Source organism: Bdellovibrio sp. BIS2 (genome assembly GCF_055398295.1).
The window spans coordinates 3,310,707-3,334,440 of record NZ_AP035879.1; the positions used below are offsets into that span (position 1 = coordinate 3,310,707).

Sequence of the window (23,734 nt, forward strand, 5' to 3'; positions counted from 1 at the left end):
AAGACAAAAGGAGAACGGCTATCTGCTGTTTCTTCTGTCGGATCTATCTTGTTGAGGTCTTTGGGATGTTTGAGAACTTCTCTCGGAAGAACGCTCTCTTTCCAAACGGCTGCTTTCTTCTCTTTGAGATCTGTCTTTATTCAAATCACCTTGTTGTGGCCTGTTTGTTCTTTCTGTTCCCACGGTATCCTCCTTGTGGTTGTGATAAGCATTCATGCTTATACAAACCCCTCAAGCAAAGACCCTGCCACCAAAAATATTTGCTGACGAACATCCTACAGCGGACATACGACCTTGTAGCGAATGGACAATGACATATAGGCACTCTGTGATGACCAGCTTCCGTTCTTTTTCACATACCGAAGTGAATTGATGGGACGGACCCCTTGCACGGCCATCGTGTACGCCCCGCCCGCACCTTCGACAACAAAATAGTACTTATCCAATTCGTTCTCACCGGAAACGGTCAGAGTCAACGCGGGACTAAAAGCAAAAACAACTTCATCGTCGGGACTGGAACTGCCCAACCCGGAAGTCACCGTGGCACTGCCAACCAACTCGCCCGCCTCAGGAACGTTTCCACCCTGATAAACTTTCACCGTCGCCGAAGTCAGATTTTCGGACGACATACGCACTGTCAGCCGATTTACTTCCATACGGGCTCCGACCAGTCCAAAAACATACATGGCCTGGGACATCTTGTCGCTGGCCCCCAGGACGTCGGTGCCACTGTTTCCCAAAAAGCTTTCCTCGACAGCCTGACCACACTGCACATCCGGATAAATGATAGAGTCCGAAATCGTCTCTTTGGTACAACCACCGACAAGCCCTGCCCCCAGCATGGACAACAACGCCTTTGCGATCAGCCCTGACCATTTTTGAGACATAAAAAAACCTCCCGAGAATTTCTCTTCGGGAGGTTTCAATTTTCAATGCAAACAATTTATTGTTAAGTGCCTTAAACGGATGTTTAAGCGATTTCGAGTTCGCCGGCACCGATGGTTGCTGCCAGTTTGGCACGCAGGCGGGCGACCGCTTGAGCGTGAAGCTGGGACACGCGGGACTCGGTCACGCGCAGAACCTGACCGATCTCTTTCAGGTTCAGGTCTTCGTAATAATACAAAGACAGAACCAGACGCTGACGCTCTGGCAGTTCTTCAATTGCCTGAGCCACAACTTCCTTGATGTTTTTGACATTCAACTGATTGAAAGGGCTGTTGGTGCGGGAACCTTCAAGAATATCCATGATGGACTTCTTGTCGGTATTGCTGAAGCTTGTCGCCTGATCGATCGGCAACAAGCTGACCGGGCGAACCTGATTCACCAGATCATGGAATTCATCAATATTTACATTCAATGCCTTGGCCACTTCTTCGTCGGAGGGAGTACGACCCAGATCAGCTTCCAATTGCACCATGGTCTTATCAAGAAGCTTGGCTTTGTCACGGATAGAGCGGGGAACCCAGTCCTGGGCACGAAGTTCATCCAGGATCGCTCCACGGATGCGGAATTCTGCATAGGTTTTGAACTTATTGTCACGAGTGGAGTCGTACTTTTCAATCGCATCCATCAAACCGATGACACCTGCGGAAATAAGGTCATCCAGCTCGATATTGGAGGGAAGTCGTACCGCGATCTTCTGAGCGATGAACTTAATTAGCGGAGCATATTCTCTGATTAGGTCATCTTTTTGCGTCGGAGCGAGCTTGCGTGGCTCTTCCTTGTACTTCTTCAACAATGCCGCGTTTTTCCCCATATTTTCCCTCTTGAAGTCTATGTTATCAAACAGGTCCATGCCCTAAAAGTCCAATTCTCACATAACTGTGGAGTTGGACCTAAGCGCTCCCCACGACCTGATCCCAGAACATCTGCATGCCACCAGTGATCTCGATTTGCTTGGAGGATTTCTCCACCTGATTACAAATTTGACGAATCGCCTTGGAAGATTCAGCACTGATATCGTGTCTCACGATGAGACGCTGCATTTGGTTTGCTTTTCGCAAAACCACGTCATTGGGAACCGAACCCCAATAATCCAGACCAATGTAGAGGAACTTGTTCACCACATCGTTGAAGCGCTGGTAAAGTCCCAGCCCTTCCTGTTCATCACGCACTTGATTGCAAATGATAGAGAAGTGATTGACCTTGTACTGCTTGTGCAGAACCTTGATCAGCGCATAAGCATCCGCGAAACTTGCCGGATCCGGCGTGATCACCACCGACACCGTCTGCGCAGCCGAGTTCAGGAACAACACATTTTCAGCAATGCCCGGAGCGGTATCAATCAGCAGATAGTCAAAGCCCAGGGGCAAGGCACTGACGGCCTCCACCATGGCTCTTCTTTCGAAATGATTCAGATGATTGAACTCAACAACGCCACTGCCGCCTGGGATCAGGAACACGTCCTTGGATACTTCCATCAGAATGTCGCGCATCTCTTTGCGACCGGCGATAATGTCGTGCATGTTTCCTGCCGGACGAACCCCGAACAGGATGTCCACGTTCGCCATCCCCAGGTCCCCATCAAGAATCAGCACCTTTTTACCTTTTTGCGCCAAAGACAGAGCCAGGTTTGCCACCAGCGTGGTCTTCCCCACCCCGCCTTTGCCAGACGTGATACTGATCGTGCGCGTGCGCTGCATATCAAACGAATTCAAATTTCTCATACAGCTTCAGAGTCCTGTTGTTTAAATTTCGTGATTCTGAAAATCAGATCCAAAAGACGCTCTTTGGTCGCAAACTCAAAGTCCTCAGGCACACGCGGCCCGATACCGAAGGAATGCAATGGCACATCAAAGCGCTTCATGAAGTTGTAAATCGTTCCATGCTGGGTTGATTCATCCAAAGACGTAAAGATCACATCCTTATAGCCCAGGACCGAGTAACGACGACCCAGCTCGGTCGCATCGCTGTCTTTGGCATTGGTGGACAACGTCAAATGGATGTTCGGATTCAATGCCGCCGGTGGCAGCAGGCTTTTCAGCATTTGAATTTCTTCATTGCTCTTAAGGCTAAGACCTGTGTAATCGACCAGCACGCAGTCCACGTTCGCCAGATAGCGCATCAGATTTGTCCAGTCATTCTGAGTGCGAATCACCGAGAACGGCACATTCAGAATCTGAGCATAAATCTTCATCTGATCCGCCGCGCCCACCTTGAAAGTGTCGGTTGTGAACAGAGCAATTTTCTTGCCTTCACGCACCACCATCTGGCTGGCCATTTTGATCAATGCCGAAGTTTTGCCGCTGCCCGCAGGGCCGACAAAGCAGTGGATCTTCCCATGCGTCGGATTCTGGGAAATCTTGGTATTGTCCAAAACGTGGCGGGCCACATAGGCTTCCACCAGGGATTTATTCTTCAATTTCAGCGCCGGCAAAGTCTCTTGAGCTGTGGTCAGGATTTCTGCCGCGATTTCCGGAGCCATGCCTGCTTTTGTCAGTTTTTCGAATACAAAGCTCAGGTCATAGTTGATGCCATAGTCCGCACCCGGGTGTGAGCCCGTGAACGTCTGAGGCATCTGCTGGAACTGCGTGATCACCTGTTTCAGGCTGGCAATTTCATTTTTTAGCGCAATCACTTCCGGGCTTTCCGCCGCAACCACCGGTCTTGCCGCTGGGGCCGCCTTGGTCGGAGCCGGAGCCGGAGCCGCCGGCTTGCGTGCCGCCGAATTGCCCCCGCGGGAGAAGATTTCATCTTGTTCCTGGAACGCATTCAACGCTCTTTGAGCGGCGTTGCGCACTCGCTCTTCAGATACCTTCTGTTGGCGGCCAAATTCAGACTCATCTTCGATGTCGATATAACGACGCTGAGTGATCGGAGCCGGCGCCGTATTCTTTTGCACATGCTTTTCCACCATTTTGTGGATCAGTTCTTTTTGCTGACGGGCGGAACTGTTGTTGAATCTGACACGATCCTGCTCACGCAGACGGGATTCAGCAAACTTCTTTTTTTGCAGGGTTTCCTCGGAAACCGCCGCAGTGATTTCCACACTGCCTTCCCCGACAAGGCCGAAGCTTTTGTTGTTGTCACGAGCCGACAGGATGATGGCGTCAGGACCCAACTGGGTCTTGACCATCTCAAGGGCTTCTTTCATGGTACGTGCTTCAAATTTCTTAACCTGCATGGCTCATCTCCACGAGTGCAACCGATTTCACATCCGCATCCGAAGACAACTCATTGTGCGAAAGCACCACAAGCTGCGGGATAAAGCGGGAAGTTAACTTATACAAATGACGGCGCGATGTCGGGCTGGTCAGCAGGATCGGCTGACCGGCCACTTCCGGATGGTGTTCCACCGTCCGCGCGATTTCGTTGATCAGACGATGGGCCGTCGTCGGATCCATAACCAACTGAACCCCTTGCTCTGTCTGCAACAGGGAATTGGCAATCAGCTCTTCAATATGCGGGTGCAAAGTCATCACCGGAATATTGCCCATATCCGTGGTGTATTTTGCAGTGATACCGCGAGCCAGGCTGCGGCGAACTTGCTCTGTCAGAACCTCGATGTCTTTTGTACGAGGAGCATCGTCAGCCAAAGTTTCAAAGATGGTCAGAAGATCGCGGATGGAAACCTGTTCTTTCAACAGGTTCTGAAGCACGCGAACCACAGATCCCAGTGGCAGAAGATCCGGAATAAGCTCTTCAACCACTTTTGGATGGGACTTCTTGAAGTTCTCAATAAGAGTGGAAGCTTCCTGACGCCCCAGAAGTTCATGCGCATGCGTGCGGATGATCTCGGTAAGATGAGTCGCCATGACCGTCGGCAGATCCACCACGGTGTAACCGGCAATTTCAGCGTCTTCTTTACGCGCAGGCGAAATCCACAAAGCATCAAGGCCAAACGCCGGTTCCTTCGTTGGAATCCCCTCGATACGCTCGGCCACGTTGCCCGGATCCATTGCCAGCAGGGCTTCCGGACGAAGAGTCCCGCCCCCCACACGATTGCCTTTGATCATCAGGCGGTATTCGCCCGGCGCCAGTTGCAGGTTGTCGCGGATATGAATGCTTGGAACAACGATCCCCAGATCCAAAGCAAACTGCTTGCGGATGCTGACGATACGCTCCAACAGATCCCCGCTGTGATCGGACTCAACAATATTGATAAGACCATAACCCACTTCCAGCTCGACCATATCCAGCGGAAGCATCGTTTCGATGTTTTCTTTTTTCGGCGCAGACAAAGCCGCATCGGACTGCTTTTTGGCAGCTTCGGCCTGTTCAGCACGGGCTTTCTTGATGATCCATGCAGTGGCACAAAGAACACCACCCATGAACAGGAATGGCAATGTCGGAAGGCCCGGCACCAACCCCATCAGAACCAATACTGCACCTGAAATCATCACGGCACGAGGCTTCACGAACAATTGACCAGTCACCTCTTCACCGACATCTTTGTCGGAATTGGAAGTACGGGTCACAATGATACCGGCTGCGGTGGAGATCACAAGCGCCGGAATCTGCGACAACAGACCGTCACCGATCGTCAGCATCGTGTAATATTTTGCGGCTGTGCCGACATCCAGACCTTTTTGGATCACACCGATGCCCAGACCGCCGATAACGTTGATCAGAGTAATGATGATACCGGCAATGGCATCACCGCGCACGAACTTGGAGGCACCATCCATCGCGCCGTAGAAGTCCGCTTCACCTTCCACCTGCTTACGGCGCTTGCGCGCTTCAGCTTCCGTGATGTGACCGGAGTTCAGTTCCGCATCGATGGACATCTGCTTACCAGGCATCGCATCCAAGGTGAATCGAGCTGCAACTTCCGCCACGCGCCCGGAACCCTTGGTGATAACCATGAAGTTGATGATCATCAGAATCAGGAACATCACAAAACCGATCACATAGTTTCCGCCGACCACGAAGTTCGCAAAGGAAGCGATCACGTGACCCGCGGCCTGCTCACCCTCGTGTCCGTGAGTCAGAATCAGACGGGTTGTGGCCACGTTCAGGGCCAGACGGAACAAAGTCGTCATCAGCAGCAAGGACGGGAAGGATGTGAAATCCAGGGCTCTGTCAGTATAGATACTTACCAGCAGGATCAGGATGCTGATTGCCAAAGAGAAGGTCAGTGCCAAGTCCAGCATCATCGGCGGAAGCGGAATGATCATCACGGCCAGCACGGCAAGCAAGCCCACGGCAATGAACAAATCCGTGTTCTTGGTGATCTTGTCAAATCGTTTTAAGAACTGAAACAACTGATCCATTATCTTTTCTTCCTACGCAAACGGTAAACGTATGAAAGCACTTCAGCCACAGCCACGAAGAGCTCCCGGGGAATAACCTGTCCAATTTTCAAAGTTTTGAAGATCGTGCGCGCCAGTGGTTTGTTTTCCACGATAGGCACATTGTTTTCGCGCGCGATTTCCTTGATCTTTTCCGCCACATGATCAGCGCCCATCGCCACGATTTGCGGCGCTGGCAGATTGTCGGTGTATTTCAAAACCACGGCGATGTGGGTCGGATTCGTGATGACGACGTCCGCCTTGGGAATCTCGGACATCATGCGCTTGCTCGCCATTTCACGCTGAATGCGGCGAATGCGCGATTTGATCATCGGATCACCCTCGCGCTGCTTGTGTTCTTCTTTGACCTCTTGTTTGGTCATCATCATTTTCTTTTCAAGGTCAAAGCGCTGATAGAAGTAATCCGCCCCGGCGATCACCAGCATCACCGCACCAACGCCACCCAAAAGCTTCACCACGATCACGCCGATATAGGCAATGATCTGGTCGATGGAATAAGTCAGCATGTAAGGAACCTGAGTGACTTCACTGCGCAGCAGGAAGTAAAGCACCATGGCCACGGCGCCCATTTTCAGAATGGATTTCAGAGCTTCAACAAGAGCACGCATGCTGAAGACACGCTTGAAGCCTTCAACCGGATTTACTTTTTCAAAGTTAGGGGAAACGGCGTCTTCAACCTGAAGGAAGCCGATCTGAACGATGGAAGAGGCTGCACCGATGATACCGGCGAACAAAAGAACCGGCGCAATCAGGATCATGGCTTTCATACCGCAGTACTGGGCTGCTTCGGTGAAGTTCCCTTCACGCACCATTTTCACCATGTCATCACCGAAAGAATGCTGAAAGACTTCGTACATTTCCTTGAAGAAGAAACGACCCAAAGCATACACGCCGCCAGCCGCCGCAAGTAACATTACTGCGGAACCCAGCTCCTTTGTATGTGCAACGTTCCCTTTTTTGCGAAACTCTTCCCGTCTCGCTTCCGTTGCTTCTTCGGACTTTTCGCCGTTGTCTTCAGCCATCTCGTTCCTTCCTAGAACTTAAAAGCCTTACCCTATAAGTGTTTCATCACATCGAACAGTTTGCTAGCTGTGATTTCAACAACCCCATTCATTTCCATAATCAATAGCGGAAGGCAGATAAACACCACTGCCATACCCAGCATAATCGTCACTGGCATACTTGTTACCAGGACGTTGATCTGGGGCACCGCTCTTCCCAGAATACCCATAGCCAGATTGGCAATCAGGATTGCCACCAGGACCGGGGCACACATCTTGATCGCCATCACAAATGCAACTTGTCCGAATACGGCGATTTCCGCAAACGGACCGAAATTCAAAGCCAAAGAACTGACCGGCACAAGCTCATAACTTTGCGCGATCGCACTGATAAGCATGTGGTGACCGTTGATCGCCAAAAACACCAGGGTCGCCATCGCAGAATAGAATTGCTCGATCACCCCACCCTGGGAGCCCATCATCGGGTTATAAAGCTGAGCCGCGCTCAGGCCAATACTCATGGAAACCAGGTCCCCTGTCATACTGACCACGAAGAAGAACAACCGGGTTAAAAAACCCAGCGCCAGACCCACAATCAGTTCACGGACCGCCAAACCAATGATTTCATTGGAAATTAGCGAATAATCGACGTTTCCGACCTTCACCACCGGAAAGATCACCATGCTTAAAACCAAAGAAAGCAGGATTTTAACCGGCGTATTCACCAAGGGAGAGCCAAAAACCGCGGAGGAAACGACATAGGCGATCATGCGCAGAAGAACCAGCGCAAACAGCAGAATCTGTGCCTCAGTCATCGTACTCCAGTTCAGCACTATTCCCTCACCATCACGGCAATATTTTCAAAAAGGTTCACAGTGTAAGAACTCATCACATCCATCATCCATGGACCGGCCAGGATAAACACCGCCGCCACCACGATCATTTTTGGAATGAAGGTCAGAGTCGCTTCGTTGATCTGAGTCAGAGCCTGGAAAATACTGACTGCCAAACCCACAACCAGCGTGCTGATCAAAAGCGGCGCCGCCAGCATGGCTGTCGTGCGAAGAGCGTCCTGTCCCAGTCTGATTACCAATTCATCTGTCATCTTTCACCTCACCCGAAACTCTTGACCATGGAACCGATGAGCAAACCCCATCCATCCACCAGGACAAAAAGCATGATCTTAAAGGGCAACGAAATCACAACCGGAGGAAGCATCATCATACCCATCGCCATCAGAACGCTGGCCGCGACGATGTCGATCACCAGGAATGGCAGGAAGATGATAAAGCCGATCTGGAAGGCCGTTTTCAATTCGGACACCACAAAGGCCGGAACCAGAACCATCGTCGGAACATCCGCGCGGGTTTTTGGTTTTTCAACTTTGGAAAGTTTGATGAACAAAGCCAGATCAGAATCACGGGTCTGATTGAACATGAACTTGCGCAGAGGCGCCAAAGTCCTTTCAATCGCCTGATCCTGGGAAATCGTGCCCGCCATGTAAGGCTGAATGCCGTTGGTGTTCATTTCATTGAACGCCGGCTGCATCACGAAGAAAGTCAAAAACAAAGCCAGACCCACCAAAAGCTGATTCGGCGGCATCTGCTGCACGCCCATCGCCTGACGCAGGAAGGACAGCACAATAATAATGCGCGTGAAGCCGGTCATCATGATCAGGATCGCCGGTGCCAGAGTCAGCACCGTCATGATCATGATCAACTTAACCGCATTCACAACCTCGTTCGGGTTGTCGGTTGTCTTGAATCCCAGATTCATTGTCGGCAATGTCACCTGGGCAAACGCACTGGAACCGAAGAAGAATACCAGAGGCAAAAGAAGCAGACTCCAAAGAGCCCATTTATTTCTGATCACTGAAAAGACCTCATGCCTTTAAGACGTTTGGAAACGATATCCTTGATTCCACTGATCGCAAATTCCTCGTCCAGATCCAGATCCTTGGCGCTGCGCTTGCGCGGAGCGGGAGTTTCTTCTGTGTCTGCCGTGTCTGTAAAGTCCACGTCTGCGGCTGCAGACTGACCCAGAACTTTGCCAAAGCTTTGCGGTGCTTCTTCAGGCACTTCGTCATCCAGAAGGGACAGGGACTTGATCATGGAGATGTTATGATCCGTCACGCCGATCAGGATGGATTCACCCGCCACACGCACGATCGCCAGACTTTTCTTCGGACCCAGGTAGTGCTGTTGCAAAACCTTGATCTGCGTCTGATGTTTCATCGCTTTGGGAATCTTGTATTTTCTAAGGAAGAAGTACGCGCCCGTACCCACCACACCCAGCATGGACAGGGTGAAAAGAATACGGAAGACGCCACCGCCCTCAGAGGCCGCTTTCTTGTTGGACTCCAGATTCAGAAGAATCTCGGACTCTTTGCGGTTGTCATTTTTAGTGACATCCTTTGGCTCTGCTGTTGCCGCCGCGGAAAGCTCCTGGGATTCTGACGCCGCCGCTGTTGGCGTCGACGCCTCTTCCGCGTGAGCAGAAACTGAAACTACAAAGATCAAAGAAAGCAACCAACGCATTTTCATACCTCTTATCTGAGCTGCTCTACGCGCTCAGCAGGTGAAATAATATCCGTCAAACGCACACCGAACTTTTCGTTCACCACCACGGCTTCACCGCGGGCGATCAACTTGTCGTTCACATAAACTTCCATCGGCTCACCCGCCAGTTTGCTCAGCTCGATCACAGAACCTTGAGTCAGGTTCAGCAGCTCGCTCACCGGCATTTTGGTGCGGCCCAGCTCCACGGACACTTTCAAAGGGATGTCGAGGATCAGGCTCAGGTTTCTGTCTTTGTGTGCAGGCATTTCGCTGGAAGATTTTCTTCCGCTGGATTCAGCCATACCGGCCGCTTCCGCAACCAGCTGATCCGCCAGATTATCCAATGTATCGTCGCTCATTCATCCCCCTACTTTTCCACCGGTCTGGTCACTTGCACAGCCACGGTTCCATGATGTATTCCGTAATAACCTTTAAACTTTCTGACACCTTCGACCGCCACGTCGAACTCTCCTGAGGCATCCTGATCCAGCGGAATCACATCGCCGACTTTCAGGTTCATAAGATCCTTCAGCTTGATCTCGGTTTCGCCCAGGTTCACTTTGATCTCCATGTCTGTTTCCAGAAGCTGTTCCTGGATGATCGCCGTCCAAAGCTTTTTGTCTGTCTGATCGGTTTCAACCTGGAAACCGGTCTGCAGTTTTTGTTTGATCGGTTCAATGGTCGCGTAAGGAATCACGATAGAGATCGTGCCCGTCGCGTTTTCAAGCTCCACGTCGAATGTGGAGGCAATAACCACGTCCGTTGGAGGCACGATACCCACGAACTGCGGATTCACCTCGGTACGAACGAAAGAACAGCCGATCTTTTCAATGGAGGCCCAGGCCATTTCCATATCGTTGATCGCCAGGCCCACCACCTTTTGGACAATAGAAAGCTCAATCGGGGTGAAATCCTTGCCGTCGATTTTCGTGTAAGGACGGTCGGCACCGCCAAAGAAACTGTCCACCAGGGCGTAAGCCAGCTTGCTTTCGATCACGAACAGCGCGGAACCACGCAGGTTTCCGAAACGAAGCACCGACATGCACGTTGGCATTGGCAGTGTATTGATGAACTCCCCGAATTTCAGGAATTCCGTGGAAGTCAGCGTGATGGAGGCGATTTTACGCAGAGCTGATGACAAAGACACGCGGAAGGCACGCATGAATTTTTCGTAGATAACTTCCAGTTGCGGAAGTCGGCCACGAATAATGCGGTCCTGGCTGGTCAGATCATAAGATACGATCTTGCGCTCGTCGACCTTGCCGACGTTCTGCGCTTCGGGCTTGGCTGCTTCCGGCGAGCCCACGTCCCCGTCAGAGACCGCGGCTAACAGAGCATCCACTTCACTTTGTGAAAGAACCTGATTCATAGTCCTGCCTTAGTTATAGATAAACTCGGTGAAGAACACGTTGGAAATCTTCCCCTGCACCAGGAAAGAATTGATGGTGTCCTTGATTTCACTGCGAAGACTGTCTTTGCCTTCCCTGGAGGAAACATCCTCGTAGGTCTTGCTGGATAGAATAATGATAATGATGTCGCGGATCTGGGCTTTGCGTTTTTCCAGTTCCTCCATGACGTGGCTGCCGGTCACTTCCAGCTCCATGTTCACTTTTGCGACTTTACGGCCCTTGGAGCCAGCCAGATTCACAATAAAGGTTTCCAGAGGCACGACCTTACCGATGACCTCTTTTTCTTCAGTGGCTTCTTTGTGCTGGGCTTCTGCTTCGCCCTTGATCACTTGTTCAATTTTAGGTTCTGCCGCTTCTTTCTTGCGGTTGGAATAGAGCATGAATCCAACACCCGCAACGACGAGCATATTAACGACCGCCAAGGCAATAAGTAGAATAGGCTTTTGTCCAGATCCCCCGCTCGGAGCTGACGATACATCCGATGCTGCCGCTTTTTCTTCAGCCACTTCATCCTCCATGATGAATGACCACATAGTGGTCCTATCAAGATTGAAAGCAACACGGATGCCAACAGGACCTTCGCCGAGGGCCAGTGACTGCGGTCCAACATATTTGAACTGGGGCAATTTTTGCCCCTGTGGTGAATGTTTGCCGGGTAGTAATTCTATGACAGGCGCCAAAGTTTTGGCGCGAAAATTTGACTATTTTGCCAAACAGGCGCCCCATTAAGGTAGCAACAATGACTAAGGAGGTTCTTATGAACAAGGATATCTTCCAAGGCAAAATCAAGGAAATATCAGGCGAGCTTCGCAAAAAATGGGGTGCCCTGACCGACGACGACATCCAAAAAACCAAAGGCAATATGGAAGCCTTAAGCGGTTTGGTTCAGCAGAAAATCGGACTTTCCAAAGAGGAAGCGTCAAAACAAGTTTCTGAATTCATGACCAACATGGACAGAAAGTTCGAGGGAAAAGCGGAATCCGCCGCAGACAAAGTGAACTCGAAAATCGATGATATCAAAAACAAGCTGTCTCATTAAGCCCCCGACTCTGGTCGAGGGAAGGAGTTGTTATGGACAAGCAGTTATTTGAGAACAAATTCGGGGACTTTTCAAACGCCCTGAAACAGAAATTCGCCGGTCTGAATCTGACTGACGAAGAAATAAAAAAAGCGATGAAAAATCCCGACGAACTGATCACCCTGGTTTCTGCCAAAACAGGAATCTCCAGAGAAGAAGCCGACAAACGCGTGCATCAAGCCATGAGCACCGTGGGCATTGATGACACCCAAGTCAAAGGCTTCATGGAAAAGTGGGGCGACAAAGTCGGTGATAAAATAGCTGAAATCAAAAACAAATTCAGCCATTGAGGCTTCAGGGAGGAGCCACAACTCCTCCCCTGTCTTTCCTATATCCACCCTTGGCGGGCAAAAAAACCGCTCCCTTTGTGCTCCCTAATAAAAAATCTTTTCTGGAACTTATCCCTTTGTTGAAAAGCACATACACTTGGTGGTATTTAGTGGATCACTTTTAAGGGGGTATCCATGGCTCGTCTGGTTTTTTCTGTCCTATCCATGCTTTTGGCTGCTGGTGCGGCACACGCTGACATCACTTTGAACAAGGTTATCGATGGTTCTGTTGCTTATTGCGACTCTTCCCGTGGCACACCGGAAGCAAAAGCCAAAGTTGTTCAGTTGTCTTTGATCAACGCCTCTTCCAGCGATGAAGAACAACAAACCACCCTGCGCGTAGCCATGGTGAAATGTCAAAATGCCCAGTGGGTTCTTGATTCCGCTCCGACGCACGAATCCTATGTTGCACCCAACGGCGCCAACGTAGAAGTCACCTACAGCAACTATGAAATGCTTTTGGTGAACAAATACTCTGAAGTTCTGCTGCAAACCAGCCTCGAGCACCTGAATCAGGGCGCGGTACAAGAGCAGTCTGTGTCCTTCTTTAAAACCAGAGAAGTCCCCCAGGACGTGGATGTTATTATCCGCACCCGCAAGCACGTGAAAGCTGACAACGGTATTGAGTACTCCGAAACGGTGACCTTCGGTTCTTTCCGTATCCGCTTGAATTAAACGTATCTAGAGCGCCCTTTTTGTGTTTTATACCTGTCAAAAATTCTGACAGTTTCTTTCCCGAAAAGGGCGTAATATAAGGTCTCTTATTTACAAGGGGACCTTGATGAAAAATGCCTTGCCATACATTCTGGGAACAGTGCTTTTCTGCACCGCTTTTTCTGCCTCGGCAGCCCAGCAGGACGACATCAATCGTAAAATCATCTCCCAGGGCGTGCCCGCCGACGCCGTCAATCGTTTAAATAAATTCATGTATGAAAACCGGGGCCGCAGCTTTCAACAGGACACTTACACCTGTGAAGGCAAAGATCCGACCAGTGTGCGCCCTTGTGAAGAGGTAAAACGCAACCGCAGCAGCAAGTACGTCACCCTGAACAGCCCGCAGTACGTTGTCATCATCGATTACTCTGCCCCGTCCACCCAGCGACGTTTTTACTTCATCAACTTGCGCAATGGAGCCGTGGAAAAATACTATACCTCTCACGGTATCGGCAGTGGTGAGGGCAACTATGCCTATCGCTTCAGTAACACCAAGGATTCCCGCCAGACCTCCTTGGGCATTTATCTGACAGGTGAAGTGTACACCGGCTCTTATGGAAAAACCCTGCGCATGTACGGCCTGCAAAGATCGAACGATCAGGCCTACAATCGCGATATCGTTGTTCATGGCGCGTGGTATGTCGGCGAAGACTTTATCAATATGGTCAATCAAAAGACCGGGCAGCCTTATGGCCGTTTGGGTTTAAGCTGGGGTTGCCCGGCGTTGTCTTTGTCGATGGCGGAAAAACTGATTCCGCTGTTGAAAGGTGGCAGTGTGATTTATCACTACCACCCGGCTTTGGTTGATGAGGCTCAGTCAGGCCGTCTGGTTTCAACCAAGAAAAAGAATTAATCAGTGCCTTCGCTCAGGCGGGGCACAAGGACCTTCTGAATCTCTGTGACCATCGTGGGATTTCCAGCCACGATCGAGTTCTTATAAGGCGTGTAGGCCTCACCACGGTAGGTCTGCACGACACCGCCCGCTTCCTCAACCAGCAAAATTCCTGCAGCCGCATCCCACGGCTGAATGTTGCGCTCCCAATAGCCGTCAAACACACCGCGCGCCACTTGTGCCAGATCATAAGCAGCCGCCCCAGGGCGACGCACACCACGGCACTTGCGAACCATGTCATCAAAGATTCTTAGCTGTTCAGAAATCACATGTTCATGCTCGGACACAAAACCCGTCGCCAGCAGGCCTTTCTTCAGTTCGGTGTTCTTGCTGACTCGCAAAGGCTTGCCATTAACGAATGCACCCTGACCGCGGATCGCGGTGTAGGTTTCATTCAACATCGGCACATCAATCACCGCGAGCTGAATCTGACCGTCAATTTCCAAACCCAGGCTGATGCAGAAAATCGGAAAACGATGAACATAGTTTGTAGTCCCATCCAGTGGATCCAGGATCCAGCGCCCGTTTGCGCCGGCCTTGCTCCACGCGACCTTTGTCCCGGTTCCGTGAGAAGCCGCGAAGGTTTCCTCGCCCAGGAACTCGATTTCCGGAAAATTTTTCCTAAGATGCTCTGCAATGACTCTTTCTGATTCTTTGTCGGCTTCGCTGACAAGGCCGGCTTGGAACTTTTCCTCGACGTGCTCTAAGTTACCGAAATAATTGAGAAGCACTTGGCGACCCAGGTTGACCGCTTCAATAGCTTGACCTAAGACCTGCTTCCAATCCCTTGATTTTACGCTGTTTTCCACGCTTTCCCCTTCGGGCAGGACCCTTGGATGATTGACCAGTTCAGAGGATTAACGCTAACATGTTTGCAGGGCCAAAGGAAGGGCCCGAAACTTAAGCATTCAAGCGGGTTTAAAAATTATGAGGATTGAAAAAATGAGTTCTAAAACGGATGTGATGGTGAAACTAGCTTTAGTTTTCTTTATTTCTTTGCTGTCTTTCTCTATCGGTACATTTGTAGGCAAGAAGTACAGTGACAACCAACATCAACTGGCTGCCTTGGAACCTCAGAAATCCTCTCACACCCAAGAGCGTGAAGTGGCTTCTGTTTCTGAACACGGGACTTCTGAAGGCAAAGTGGGCGCGATGACGGATGAAGAAATCGCGAAACTGGCTGAAGAATTCGTGGCTGACGAAACGACTCCGGCAACAACTGAACACGAAGCAACACCAGCTCACGGTGAACACGCGGCTCCTGCCGGTCACCACGGCGAAATCGCTGAAACAAAAGTTGAATCCAAAGAACCAAAAGTTGAGACTCACAAACCGAATCCAACCAAAGGTGACAAAACTCCAGTAACCCAGCACAACGAACCATCTGAAGCTGCGAAAAACGTAGCGGCAGGCAAAGCTCCAACAACTTTGGAAGCAGCAGAAAAGAAAGCAGCGACGAAAGAAGACCGTCTGCCTTCCTCCCTTCCTAAAGACGTAGCGCAATTCGCAGTGGGTAAATTCACTGTGCAAGTGGCTTCTTATGCTGACGAAGCCGAAGCTCAGAAAATGGCTTCTGATCTGAAAAACAAAGGCTACAGCGCGTTCTATATCCCGGCAAACATCAAAGGCAAAACTTGGTTCCGCGTAAGTGTTGGCCAGTTTGCGACTCAGAAAGAAGCTCAAGCTTATCGCACAGAGCTTGTGAGCAAAGCGAAAGTCGGCTCTGCGATCGTGCAAAAGATCACTGAGTAATTGTTAACCCGCTTATAGTTAAATTCCTAAGGAAGCCTCGTTCGAAAGAACGGGGCTTTTTTTATAGCGGAACCACCAGGCCCGCACGCAGAACAGCACCCAAAGTTGGATTCGGATCAAAATCAGATCCCACCAAGGCACGGCCTTCCATGCCGACAGTCACACCAAACTGGCTGGTGCTTAAAATAAACAGCTCCAGGCCCGCAGAAAGACCACCCATCACTTTCATTCCGGTTTTGTCAGAACGACTGTCCGTCATGAATCGTGTGATGACCTCTTCTTCATAGCCGCCGAGGCCGGCGCCGAAATAGATCACCCCGCGCATACCACCGTCCTGCCCGCTTAAGGCATTGTAACGGCCCCACACAGTCATGTCCTGATGACGGCGTTCGATGCTGGAGGTGCTGTTGCCCGTGGTATCAGTGAAGCTCGCGTACTCCACCAGAAGGCTGTAGCTGTTGCGGTGATATCCCAGGGAAAAATTCTGCGGCTGCCGGGCTTCCAGATCGCCGGAGTTGCCACGCTCATAGCGCAATTCATAATTCAGAGGATAGGCAGCCAGCAGAGAAACCGGCTTTTCAGCCGGCAGCTTCATGCGCGACTCTTGAGCGAAAGCACTCACGGACATCAGGAATAACAGCAGACCTGCGATGACTTTCATTTACTTCACTTCCCCGACTTCAGGATTTGGGGCTGTCGCCGACTTGATCACCCAGCCGGTTTCTTCAACGCAGGAGTAAACCATCGGAGTCTCAGCAGAAGTTTCCAGAACCTCGGCCAGGAACTCGCATTCTTTCTTTTTCATTTCGCCCAGCTCTTTCACAAAGCTTTGCATGAACTGATCGTGAGTGTAATAAGTGTCTTTCTTTTCAGCCAGTTCGGCTTTCAAAGAGGGCAGCATCTTGACAACCAGTTTCGCCACTTCTTTGCGGGCGGCCAGATCCTCAAGGCCGCGCTCTTTAGAGTAAATGTCGGTGAACTTTTTCAACACACGGGAAAACTGCGTTCCCACGGTGTAGGCATAACCTGTCACGTAATCGCGGAACTTCGCACGTTCACCGGAAGCATGGAACAATTCCAGGTTGTTGCGCACAACGGTTTTGTTCGGAAGCTCATAGATGCCAAACAAATCACTGACTTCCAAAGAGCGAACACGCTTCTGGCTTGGCAGGGACTGGGCGATGAAATCAGGGTTCCCGGTGTACATCCAGCCCCAGAAGTCAGCCAGGCCTTCATTCAGGCCGCGCATCATCGCCAGGCGGTGGAACTTCAATAGCGTGGCTTCATCCAGTTCATCCCCGATCAGAACCGGTTTTTCACGGCGACCACGGCCGGACAGATCCTCTTGCACAATAGCCGCGTCATCCATGAAAGATTCACGACTGTGAACACCCGTGTCTTCATCGACAACATCTTTCAAAACCAGTTTGAAGAACAATGAATGGAAATGTTCATGAGCCAGAATCCCACCATTGATGGCAATTGCCAGACCGTCTTGCGTATAAGGCACGACCAGCATGGAATCGGTGGCACCGTCATAGAATGCGTTGTTGGCGCCGGAAGAACCTTTCACCCGAACGCCGACACCCACATCACGCGGCCACTGGTTCACACCACCGGCGCCCAATTCTTCATCCAGCAGCGCCAGTTTCTGAGTGTGAGCATAAATGGTGACCAGTTGCTGGGTCATTTCGTTGGCCGGGATAAAATCGCCGGATTTGTTTTTGATAAAACGAGCCACGGCAGGACGGCCGTGCAAAGTGTTGTTGGTGATACGGGGGCTGAGGAAGAAGCGAACGAATTTCCCGGTGACGGTTTGCAGGTCCTCAATCCCCAGCAGTTCCACGGTCTGGAGCGAATAACCAGCCTTGGAATTGCTTTGTGGCGCCAGTACACGGACATTGCCGGACTGATCAGCGCTGTCAGACTGCGGGGCACAAGCACCCAAGGTGCTTGCCATTACAATTGCTGCTGTGATCCGGCTAAAAACGCGCTTCACAAAGTCCTCTCTAAGTTCTATAAACGGAGGGGTTTCCTCGCTCACTTGACTTATTGCGTTATAGTTATAGTGGAAAATGGCGAAAACCTCAATGAAAACTTATGGATAGACAAACTTTGTCAGTCTCACCAGAAGTTCGACAGCCCCTGCAAACGCACATTAAGGAAGCCGCCATGGATGTACTTGATTTTGTTACGAAAAATCTGAACCCCGCGCAGAAGGATGCCGTCGAAACCCTGGAAGGGCCTTTGCTTATCCTTGCTGGCGCCGGATCTGGCAAAACCCGCGTCCTTACCCACCGCATGGCCAACATGATCGGCCAGGGGGTCGCGGCTTCCGATGAAATTCTGTGCGTGACCTTTACCAACAAGGCCGCCAAAGAGATGGAACACCGTATTTACAAGATCCTGTCTGACATGGGGGCCGTGGTTCAAACCCAGCTTTGGATCAGCACCTTCCACAGTTTCTGCGTTCGTGTTCTGCGCCAGCACATCACGCTTCTTGATTACAAGCCTTTCTTCGGAATTTACGATTCTTCGGATCAGCTCAGCCAGATCAAAAAAGTCATGACCGCCCTGGATATCAACGACAAGATGTATCCCGCGAAAAACTTCCAGAGCCGCATCAGCAGCGCCAAGATGATGGGTCTTTCCCCGGAAGGTTTGGAAAAGTCCTCGAAGCGTCTGATGGATCAAAAGACCGTGGAAGTTTACAAAGCCTATGAGCGCGAAATGAAAAAGGCCAACAGCCTTGATTTCGATGATCTGCTTTTGAAAACCTATGATCTGTTCCGCATGTACCCTGATGTTCTGCAGATGTATCAGAAAAAGTTCCGCTACATCATGGTGGACGAGTATCAGGACACCAATCACATTCAGTATCTGCTGGTTCAGATGCTGGCTTCCGCTCACCGCAACTTGTGCGTAGTGGGTGACGAGGATCAGTCCATCTACAGTTGGCGTGGGGCCGACATCAAAAACATCCTGGATTTTGAAAAAGACTTCCGTGATGCGAAGGTGATCAAGCTTGAGGAAAATTACCGATCCAGCGCCAACATCGTCAATGGCGCCACGGCCGTGATCAAAAACAATTCCCAGCGCAAAGACAAAACTCTTTTCACCTCCAACGACGCGGGTGACCTGATTCACGTGCGCGAGGAAAAGAACGAATACGAGGAAGGCCGCTTTGTTGCGAAAACCATTCAGTCGATGATGAATGAGGGCGAAGGCTCGTACAATGATTATGCGATTTTCTATCGCACCAATGCCCAGTCTCGTGTTCTGGAAGAACAACTGCGCACCATGGGAATTCCGTACCGCTTGGTGGGCGGCGTGCGCTTCTATGAGCGTATGGAGATCAAGGACATGATTTCCTACATGAAGCTGTCCATCAATCCGGCGGATGATATCGCCTTAAAACGCATCATCAATGTTCCGGCGCGCGGTATTGGCAAAACCACCATCGAAAAAATTGAAGAATACGCGGCTCACAAAAACCTGAGCATGTTCGAAGCGGCCGAAAAAGCCTGTGAAGAGCGCCTGTTCAATGCCGGCACCACGGGCAAGATCCGTCGCATTATCGATCTGATGAAAGACCTTCAGCAAAATGCCCAGCATCTGAAACTGCTGGAATTCTTTGCCGTGGTTCTGGATCGCACTGAATATCTGGCGGCTTTGAAAAAAGACGAATCCCCGGAATCCCAGGCCCGCATCGAAAACTTGGAAGAACTGGACAACGCCATTGCCCAGTTCGTGCAAGAGCGTGGCGAAGAATCGACATTGATCAGCTTCCTGGAAGAAATGGCTTTGGTAAATGACGTGGACTCTCTGGATCAGGAGCAGAACTCGGTCACCATGATGACCCTGCACATCTCCAAGGGTCTTGAGTATCCGTACGTGTTTGTTGTGGGACTTGAGGAAAATCTGTTCCCAAGCGCTCGCAGTGCAGAAAGCGACAACGAACAAGATGTCGAGGAGGAACGCCGCCTGGCTTACGTGGGCATGACCCGCGCTCGTCAGAAACTTTGGCTGACCTACGCAAAGATGAGACGCGTGTGGGGCCAGGAACAGTTCAATCCTCCTTCGCGATTCATTAAGGAGATCCCGCAGAACCTGATCGACTTTAAAACGTCGGCTGAAGCGCCGCGCTTTATGGCCCGCTATGGTTCCAGCTCTTATGACTCTGACTTTGGCGGCACGCCGAAATGGGGCGCCACAAGCAGCGATCGCAATCGCGCGCGCACGCAGAGCTATGATGATGCACAGGACTTCCCGGATTACGAAAATGAAGGGGGCGGATCGGCGCAGTTCTCAAAGGGCATGCGCGTAAGACACCCGACATTTGGCGTCGGCACGGTGTATGCGACCGAGGGCACGGGCGAAAACTTCAAAGTCAGCGTGATGTTCACGGATAACACTGTGAAGAAATTCGTTGTAAAGTACGCCCGCTTGGAGCGCGTGTAGTCATATTTTTTTTGTTGCCAAAATGAGGATAACTGACAAACTTCTTCGGGTTACTAACAAGGAGTAATTAATGAAAAAGTTGATCGTTGTCCTTTGTCTTCTATCCTCTTCTGCTGCCTTCGCAGCTAGAAACGTTGCTTCCTATGGCGGCAACAAAACTGCCAGCATCAATCTGGGTATGACCAGTTCTGCATTGAACATCGGTGGCCGTATGGAATTCGACGATGCTCAAGGCGCACTGGGTGCATACGTATTCATGCAAACTGAAAAGAAAGACGCTGGCATCCCTCAAGTATTGAGCTTTGGTGCACACTCTTTCGTAAGACTTGTTGAAGCTTCCAACGTGACTGCTTTCCTGGCTCCAGGCGTGGGCATCTCCATGATCAAAATGGATGGCGCTGACGATAAAACTGTTGTTGGCCCAAGCTTCCGTTACGGTGCTCAATACAAACTTGCCAACGGCGCTGGCGCTATCGGCATCGAGCGTTTCGAAGTATGGAACTGGTTCGACGAAGACACTGCGTCTTCTGTGGATTTCACTTCCGCAGTTTACTCTTTCAACTTCTAGTTTGAAGAGCTGAAACAGACTTAAAAAAAGCCCGGCCTGCCCGGGCTTTTTTTTTATTCGGCCTCCAAATATTAACCCGAATGCCTCTCGGAGATTTGAATCTCTATCACCCGTTCTTCTTATTCAGAACGTTGAAACTTCCTCTCTTTAATTCTTTTATCTCATGTTTGGTTGAATCGCTCCGATGTAAAAACAAGGTTAATATTTTTTAACAATTGTTTTTAAGGACCGTTATGAAGACTTGGAGTTTAAAAGCAAAACTGACCGTGATGGGACTGTCCGTTGCTCTGCTTGCAGCCACCAGCGGTGCTTTGGGTTTTTTCTTTCTTAATAAAGTCAGTGCCGAGTACGGCATCGTTGCGCATGAAAATCTGCCCTCACTGAAAGAGCTTGCCGACCTTCGTGCGACCATTCGCGAGCTTCGCATCCATGTTCGCAGCATTGGACTTGCCGGCAACACGCAGGAAGAAGTGAACGTTTATATCGAAAAGTCCAAAGAACAGATCATCAATCTTGAAAAGCACATTGAAGCTTACGAGAAGATTGATCCTGCCGCCAAAGACCGCACCAGCTATAAAGAGTTCATCGCCGGATGGAATGAATTCAAGTCCTTTGGAGGCGAAGTCCTTGCGATGAGTGCGCAGTTCAAGGAAAACGAAAGTAAGGTCGTTTCCCTGATTCGCGACGTGTGCCCCGGAAAAGCCCAAAAAATCTATGAGCCTCTTTTGCGTGAAACCACATACCAAATTCAGTATGCCGATCAGTCAGCCCACATGGCCACCAGCGCTGAAGAGCAGGCGCGCTTTTGGGTGACGGTCTTTGCTGCCGTTTCAATCGTTCTGGCGGGCCTGGTTTCATTCTTTGCTTCCTCTTCCATCGCAAGAACTGTGAAGCAGATTTGTGACGCCCTGGCAGACAACTCACAAGAGGTGCATAAGGCCGCCAGCTATCTTTCTGAAACCAGCCTGACCGTGCAAAACGGCGCAAGCAAAGCCTCTTCGATGCTGGAAGCCAGCACGGCCTCCATCAGTCAGATAGAGTCCATTGTGAAAATCAGCAGCGAACGCGCCCTGCTGGCCAAGGTCGCTTCCGAAGAATCCAAAACCTCCGCTGAAGACGGTTCGGGCGCTATCAAACAACTGATGAGCTCGATGGAAAAAATCAGCGACAGTTCCAGAAAAATGCAGGATATCATCAATATCATCGAGGACATCTCCTTCCAAACCAACTTGCTGGCACTGAATGCCGCCGTTGAAGCGGCGCGCGCCGGAGAAGCTGGTCGCGGATTTGCCGTGGTCGCCGAAGCCGTGCGCTCTTTGGCACAAAGAAGTTCTGTCTCTGCCAAAGAAATCTCTGAGCTGATTTCAAAAAGTGCCAGCTATATTGAAGAGGGCGTTTCCAAGGCCGGCCAAAGCCAGGATGTTCTTACCCGCATCCATAAGGACATTGAAAAAGTGTCTTCTTATAACCAGGACATCGCTTCTTCCAGCGAAGAACAGCGTCTGGGTATTCAGCAGGTCTCCGGCGCCCTGGTCAGCCTGGACACCACATCACAAAGCAATACCAAAGCTTCAGAGCAGGTTTCTTCCATTGCCAAAGAGCTCAATGAAAAAACCGAAGCTGTGGATTCGCTGATTTCGGATCTGCGTGGATTGATCGAAGGCCGCAAGGCCGCTTAAGACAAAAAAAAGGGGCCCCTGGGAAAGGGCCCCTAACGGAGTACTTGCTAACCGATCAGCTTTAACGCCAACTGGTTTGCTTGATTTGCCTGAGACAGAATCGAAGTTCCTGCCTGCAGTAAAATATTATTTCTGACCATCTCACTGGATGCTGTTGCAACATCAGTATCACGGATACGGCTGTTGGCAGCGGACAGGTTTTCCTGAGTCACACCCAGATTATCCACTGTCGATGTCAGTCGATTCTGCAATGCCCCCAGATAAGCTCTGGTGCCGCTGACATTCGTCTGCGCATCGTCCAGTCGTTTCAGTGCCGTTTGTGCCCCTTCTTTCGAAGAGAAATCCAGTCCTTCCAAGCCCAGAGCATCCAGCGTCGCCGCGTGTTCGCCCGCATTAAAGCTGATGCGATCCGCGAAATCGTCGTTGCCGATGCCGACCTGGAAATCAAACTTCGGCGCAGAGCCATCCAGCAGTTTGGTCGTACCCCAAGTCGTGGACTTGGCAATACGCTGCATTTCACTGGTCAACTGTGTCACCTCTTTATTAAGCATCCCGCGCTCGGTTTCCCCGACAGTGTCAGAGGCCGACTGGATCGCCAGTTCGCGCAGACGCACAATAATGTTGCCGACTTCATTCAGACCGCCCTCTGCCGTCTGGATCATGGAAATACCATCGTTGGCATTTCTTTGAGCCTGAGCTGCAGAACGGATCTGTGCCTTCAACCCTTCCGAAATCGCCAAGCCCGCAGCATCATCTGCCGCTTTGTTGATTCGACTGCCCGAAGCGAGTTTGGCCATAGAATCATTTACGATTCTTTGCGAACCCGCCAGATTTCTTTGGGCGTTCAGGGCTGCAATATTGGTTGTTACTCTCATTCCCATTTATTTCCTCGCTACTTCGTCATAACCATGGCTTAGCCTCCTTGAATAGTTGACCGCCTACATCCGAGTTTGCGGTTGTGTTCTGCTGAACTATTCGGGTGATCCTGAATGTACTTCACGAGACTATGGATTGATTTTTCACCGAACATTAACAACTGGCC

At 50.7% G+C, this 23,734-nt stretch carries 24 protein-coding genes and 1 pseudogene; 8 read left to right on the forward strand and 17 right to left on the reverse strand.

The window, feature by feature from the left end:
* Positions 1-275: 275 nt before the first annotated feature.
* The 13 genes and pseudogenes from ACZ520_RS15715 to ACZ520_RS15775 all read right to left on the reverse strand — a co-directional run bounded on the left by ACZ520_RS15715 (position 276) and on the right by ACZ520_RS15775 (position 11,752).
* Entirely contained in the window at positions 276-887 is a 612-nt protein-coding gene (locus ACZ520_RS15715; RefSeq protein WP_464126442.1) for a hypothetical protein, read from the reverse strand.
* A gap of 83 nt (positions 888-970) precedes the next feature.
* Positions 971-1,756 carry a FliA/WhiG family RNA polymerase sigma factor gene (locus tag ACZ520_RS15720; RefSeq protein WP_041577976.1) on the reverse strand — a complete coding sequence of 262 codons (786 nt, stop codon included), beginning with the start codon at positions 1,754-1,756 and terminating at the stop codon, positions 971-973.
* 79 nt (positions 1,757-1,835) lie between these two features.
* Positions 1,836-2,666, reverse strand: a complete 831-nt coding sequence (locus ACZ520_RS15725; RefSeq protein WP_088564213.1) for a MinD/ParA family protein — start codon at positions 2,664-2,666, stop codon at positions 1,836-1,838.
* Positions 2,663-4,123 carry a flagellar biosynthesis protein FlhF gene (gene flhF, locus ACZ520_RS15730; RefSeq protein ID WP_464126445.1) on the reverse strand — a complete coding sequence of 487 codons (1,461 nt, stop codon included), beginning with the start codon at positions 4,121-4,123 and terminating at the stop codon, positions 2,663-2,665. The genes ACZ520_RS15725 and flhF overlap by 4 nt, the downstream gene beginning before the upstream one ends.
* Complete coding sequence (flhA, locus tag ACZ520_RS15735; protein ID WP_464126447.1) at positions 4,113-6,212, reverse strand: flagellar biosynthesis protein FlhA; 2,100 nt, start codon at positions 6,210-6,212, stop codon at positions 4,113-4,115. The genes flhF and flhA overlap by 11 nt, the downstream gene beginning before the upstream one ends.
* On the reverse strand, positions 6,212-7,273 hold the full coding sequence (gene flhB / locus ACZ520_RS15740) for a flagellar biosynthesis protein FlhB (protein ID WP_088564210.1): 1,062 nt from the start codon (positions 7,271-7,273) through the stop codon (positions 6,212-6,214). Before flhB ends, flhA begins: the two co-directional genes overlap by 1 nt.
* Positions 7,274-7,305: 32 nt before the next feature.
* Positions 7,306-8,085, reverse strand: a complete 780-nt coding sequence (gene fliR / locus ACZ520_RS15745; protein ID WP_088564209.1) for a flagellar biosynthetic protein FliR — start codon at positions 8,083-8,085, stop codon at positions 7,306-7,308.
* Entirely contained in the window at positions 8,085-8,357 is a 273-nt protein-coding gene (fliQ, locus tag ACZ520_RS15750) for a flagellar biosynthesis protein FliQ (protein ID WP_088564208.1), read from the reverse strand. The genes fliR and fliQ overlap by 1 nt, the downstream gene beginning before the upstream one ends.
* A gap of 8 nt (positions 8,358-8,365) precedes the next feature.
* Complete coding sequence (fliP, locus tag ACZ520_RS15755; RefSeq protein ID WP_088564207.1) at positions 8,366-9,124, reverse strand: flagellar type III secretion system pore protein FliP; 759 nt, start codon at positions 9,122-9,124, stop codon at positions 8,366-8,368.
* Positions 9,121-9,789 carry a FliO/MopB family protein gene (locus ACZ520_RS15760; RefSeq protein WP_374031220.1) on the reverse strand — a complete coding sequence of 223 codons (669 nt, stop codon included), beginning with the start codon at positions 9,787-9,789 and terminating at the stop codon, positions 9,121-9,123. Before ACZ520_RS15760 ends, fliP begins: the two co-directional genes overlap by 4 nt.
* An 11-nt stretch (positions 9,790-9,800) precedes the next feature.
* A pseudogene (gene fliN, locus ACZ520_RS15765) lies at positions 9,801-10,052 on the reverse strand (flagellar motor switch protein FliN); the annotation flags it as partial.
* Between the two features lie 125 nt (positions 10,053-10,177).
* Positions 10,178-11,179 carry a flagellar motor switch protein FliM gene (gene fliM / locus ACZ520_RS15770; RefSeq protein ID WP_088564204.1) on the reverse strand — a complete coding sequence of 334 codons (1,002 nt, stop codon included), beginning with the start codon at positions 11,177-11,179 and terminating at the stop codon, positions 10,178-10,180.
* Between the two features lie 9 nt (positions 11,180-11,188).
* The gene (locus tag ACZ520_RS15775) at positions 11,189-11,752 is read right to left on the reverse strand and encodes a flagellar basal body-associated FliL family protein (RefSeq protein WP_232469051.1); all 564 of its coding nucleotides are present in this window, start codon (positions 11,750-11,752) and stop codon (positions 11,189-11,191) included.
* 224 nt (positions 11,753-11,976) lie between these two features.
* Between ACZ520_RS15775 and ACZ520_RS15780 the strand changes: the two genes are divergently transcribed.
* The 4 genes from ACZ520_RS15780 to ACZ520_RS15795 all read left to right on the forward strand — a co-directional run bounded on the left by ACZ520_RS15780 (position 11,977) and on the right by ACZ520_RS15795 (position 14,193).
* Complete coding sequence (locus ACZ520_RS15780; protein ID WP_088564203.1) at positions 11,977-12,258, forward strand: CsbD family protein; 282 nt, start codon at positions 11,977-11,979, stop codon at positions 12,256-12,258.
* Between the two features lie 32 nt (positions 12,259-12,290).
* The gene (locus ACZ520_RS15785; RefSeq protein ID WP_088564202.1) at positions 12,291-12,587 is read left to right on the forward strand and encodes a hypothetical protein; all 297 of its coding nucleotides are present in this window, start codon (positions 12,291-12,293) and stop codon (positions 12,585-12,587) included.
* Between the two features lie 174 nt (positions 12,588-12,761).
* Positions 12,762-13,301, forward strand: a complete 540-nt coding sequence (locus ACZ520_RS15790; RefSeq protein ID WP_374031222.1) for a hypothetical protein — start codon at positions 12,762-12,764, stop codon at positions 13,299-13,301.
* Between the two features lie 106 nt (positions 13,302-13,407).
* Positions 13,408-14,193: a murein L,D-transpeptidase catalytic domain family protein gene (locus tag ACZ520_RS15795; RefSeq protein ID WP_464126452.1), complete on the forward strand. Its 786-nt coding sequence runs from the start codon at positions 13,408-13,410 to the stop codon at positions 14,191-14,193.
* On the opposite strand, the gene ACZ520_RS15800 is transcribed toward ACZ520_RS15795, so the two are convergent.
* Entirely contained in the window at positions 14,190-15,041 is an 852-nt protein-coding gene (locus tag ACZ520_RS15800; RefSeq protein WP_088564199.1) for an inositol monophosphatase family protein, read from the reverse strand. The genes ACZ520_RS15795 and ACZ520_RS15800 overlap by 4 nt on opposite strands.
* Positions 15,042-15,174: 133 nt before the next feature.
* Between ACZ520_RS15800 and ACZ520_RS15805 the strand changes: the two genes are divergently transcribed.
* Positions 15,175-15,984, forward strand: coding sequence for an SPOR domain-containing protein (locus ACZ520_RS15805; protein ID WP_232469049.1), 810 nt, complete (start codon positions 15,175-15,177; stop codon positions 15,982-15,984).
* Positions 15,985-16,045: 61 nt separating this feature from the next.
* On the opposite strand, the gene ACZ520_RS15810 is transcribed toward ACZ520_RS15805, so the two are convergent.
* The gene (locus tag ACZ520_RS15810) at positions 16,046-16,645 is read right to left on the reverse strand and encodes a hypothetical protein (RefSeq protein WP_416479961.1); all 600 of its coding nucleotides are present in this window, start codon (positions 16,643-16,645) and stop codon (positions 16,046-16,048) included.
* Positions 16,646-17,983: a hypothetical protein gene (locus tag ACZ520_RS15815; RefSeq protein WP_464126455.1), complete on the reverse strand. Its 1,338-nt coding sequence runs from the start codon at positions 17,981-17,983 to the stop codon at positions 16,646-16,648.
* 173 nt (positions 17,984-18,156) lie between these two features.
* Here ACZ520_RS15815 and ACZ520_RS15820 point away from each other — a divergent pair, with 173 nt between their 5' ends.
* The 3 genes from ACZ520_RS15820 (at position 18,157) to ACZ520_RS15830 (ending at position 22,692) form a co-directional block, all read left to right on the forward strand.
* On the forward strand, positions 18,157-20,445 hold the full coding sequence (locus ACZ520_RS15820) for an ATP-dependent helicase (protein WP_464126457.1): 2,289 nt from the start codon (positions 18,157-18,159) through the stop codon (positions 20,443-20,445).
* 70 nt (positions 20,446-20,515) lie between these two features.
* Complete coding sequence (locus ACZ520_RS15825) at positions 20,516-21,013, forward strand: hypothetical protein (RefSeq protein ID WP_088564195.1); 498 nt, start codon at positions 20,516-20,518, stop codon at positions 21,011-21,013.
* Between the two features lie 233 nt (positions 21,014-21,246).
* Positions 21,247-22,692 (forward strand): methyl-accepting chemotaxis protein, encoded by a 1,446-nt coding sequence (locus ACZ520_RS15830; protein ID WP_374031225.1) that lies wholly within the window; start codon positions 21,247-21,249, stop codon positions 22,690-22,692.
* 47 nt (positions 22,693-22,739) lie between these two features.
* Here the strand turns inward: ACZ520_RS15830 and ACZ520_RS15835 are convergent, their stop codons facing one another.
* A complete protein-coding gene (locus tag ACZ520_RS15835; protein WP_011165687.1) occupies positions 22,740-23,573 on the reverse strand; it encodes a flagellin N-terminal helical domain-containing protein in 834 nt (277 codons plus the stop codon).
* Positions 23,574-23,734 lie beyond the last annotated feature (161 nt).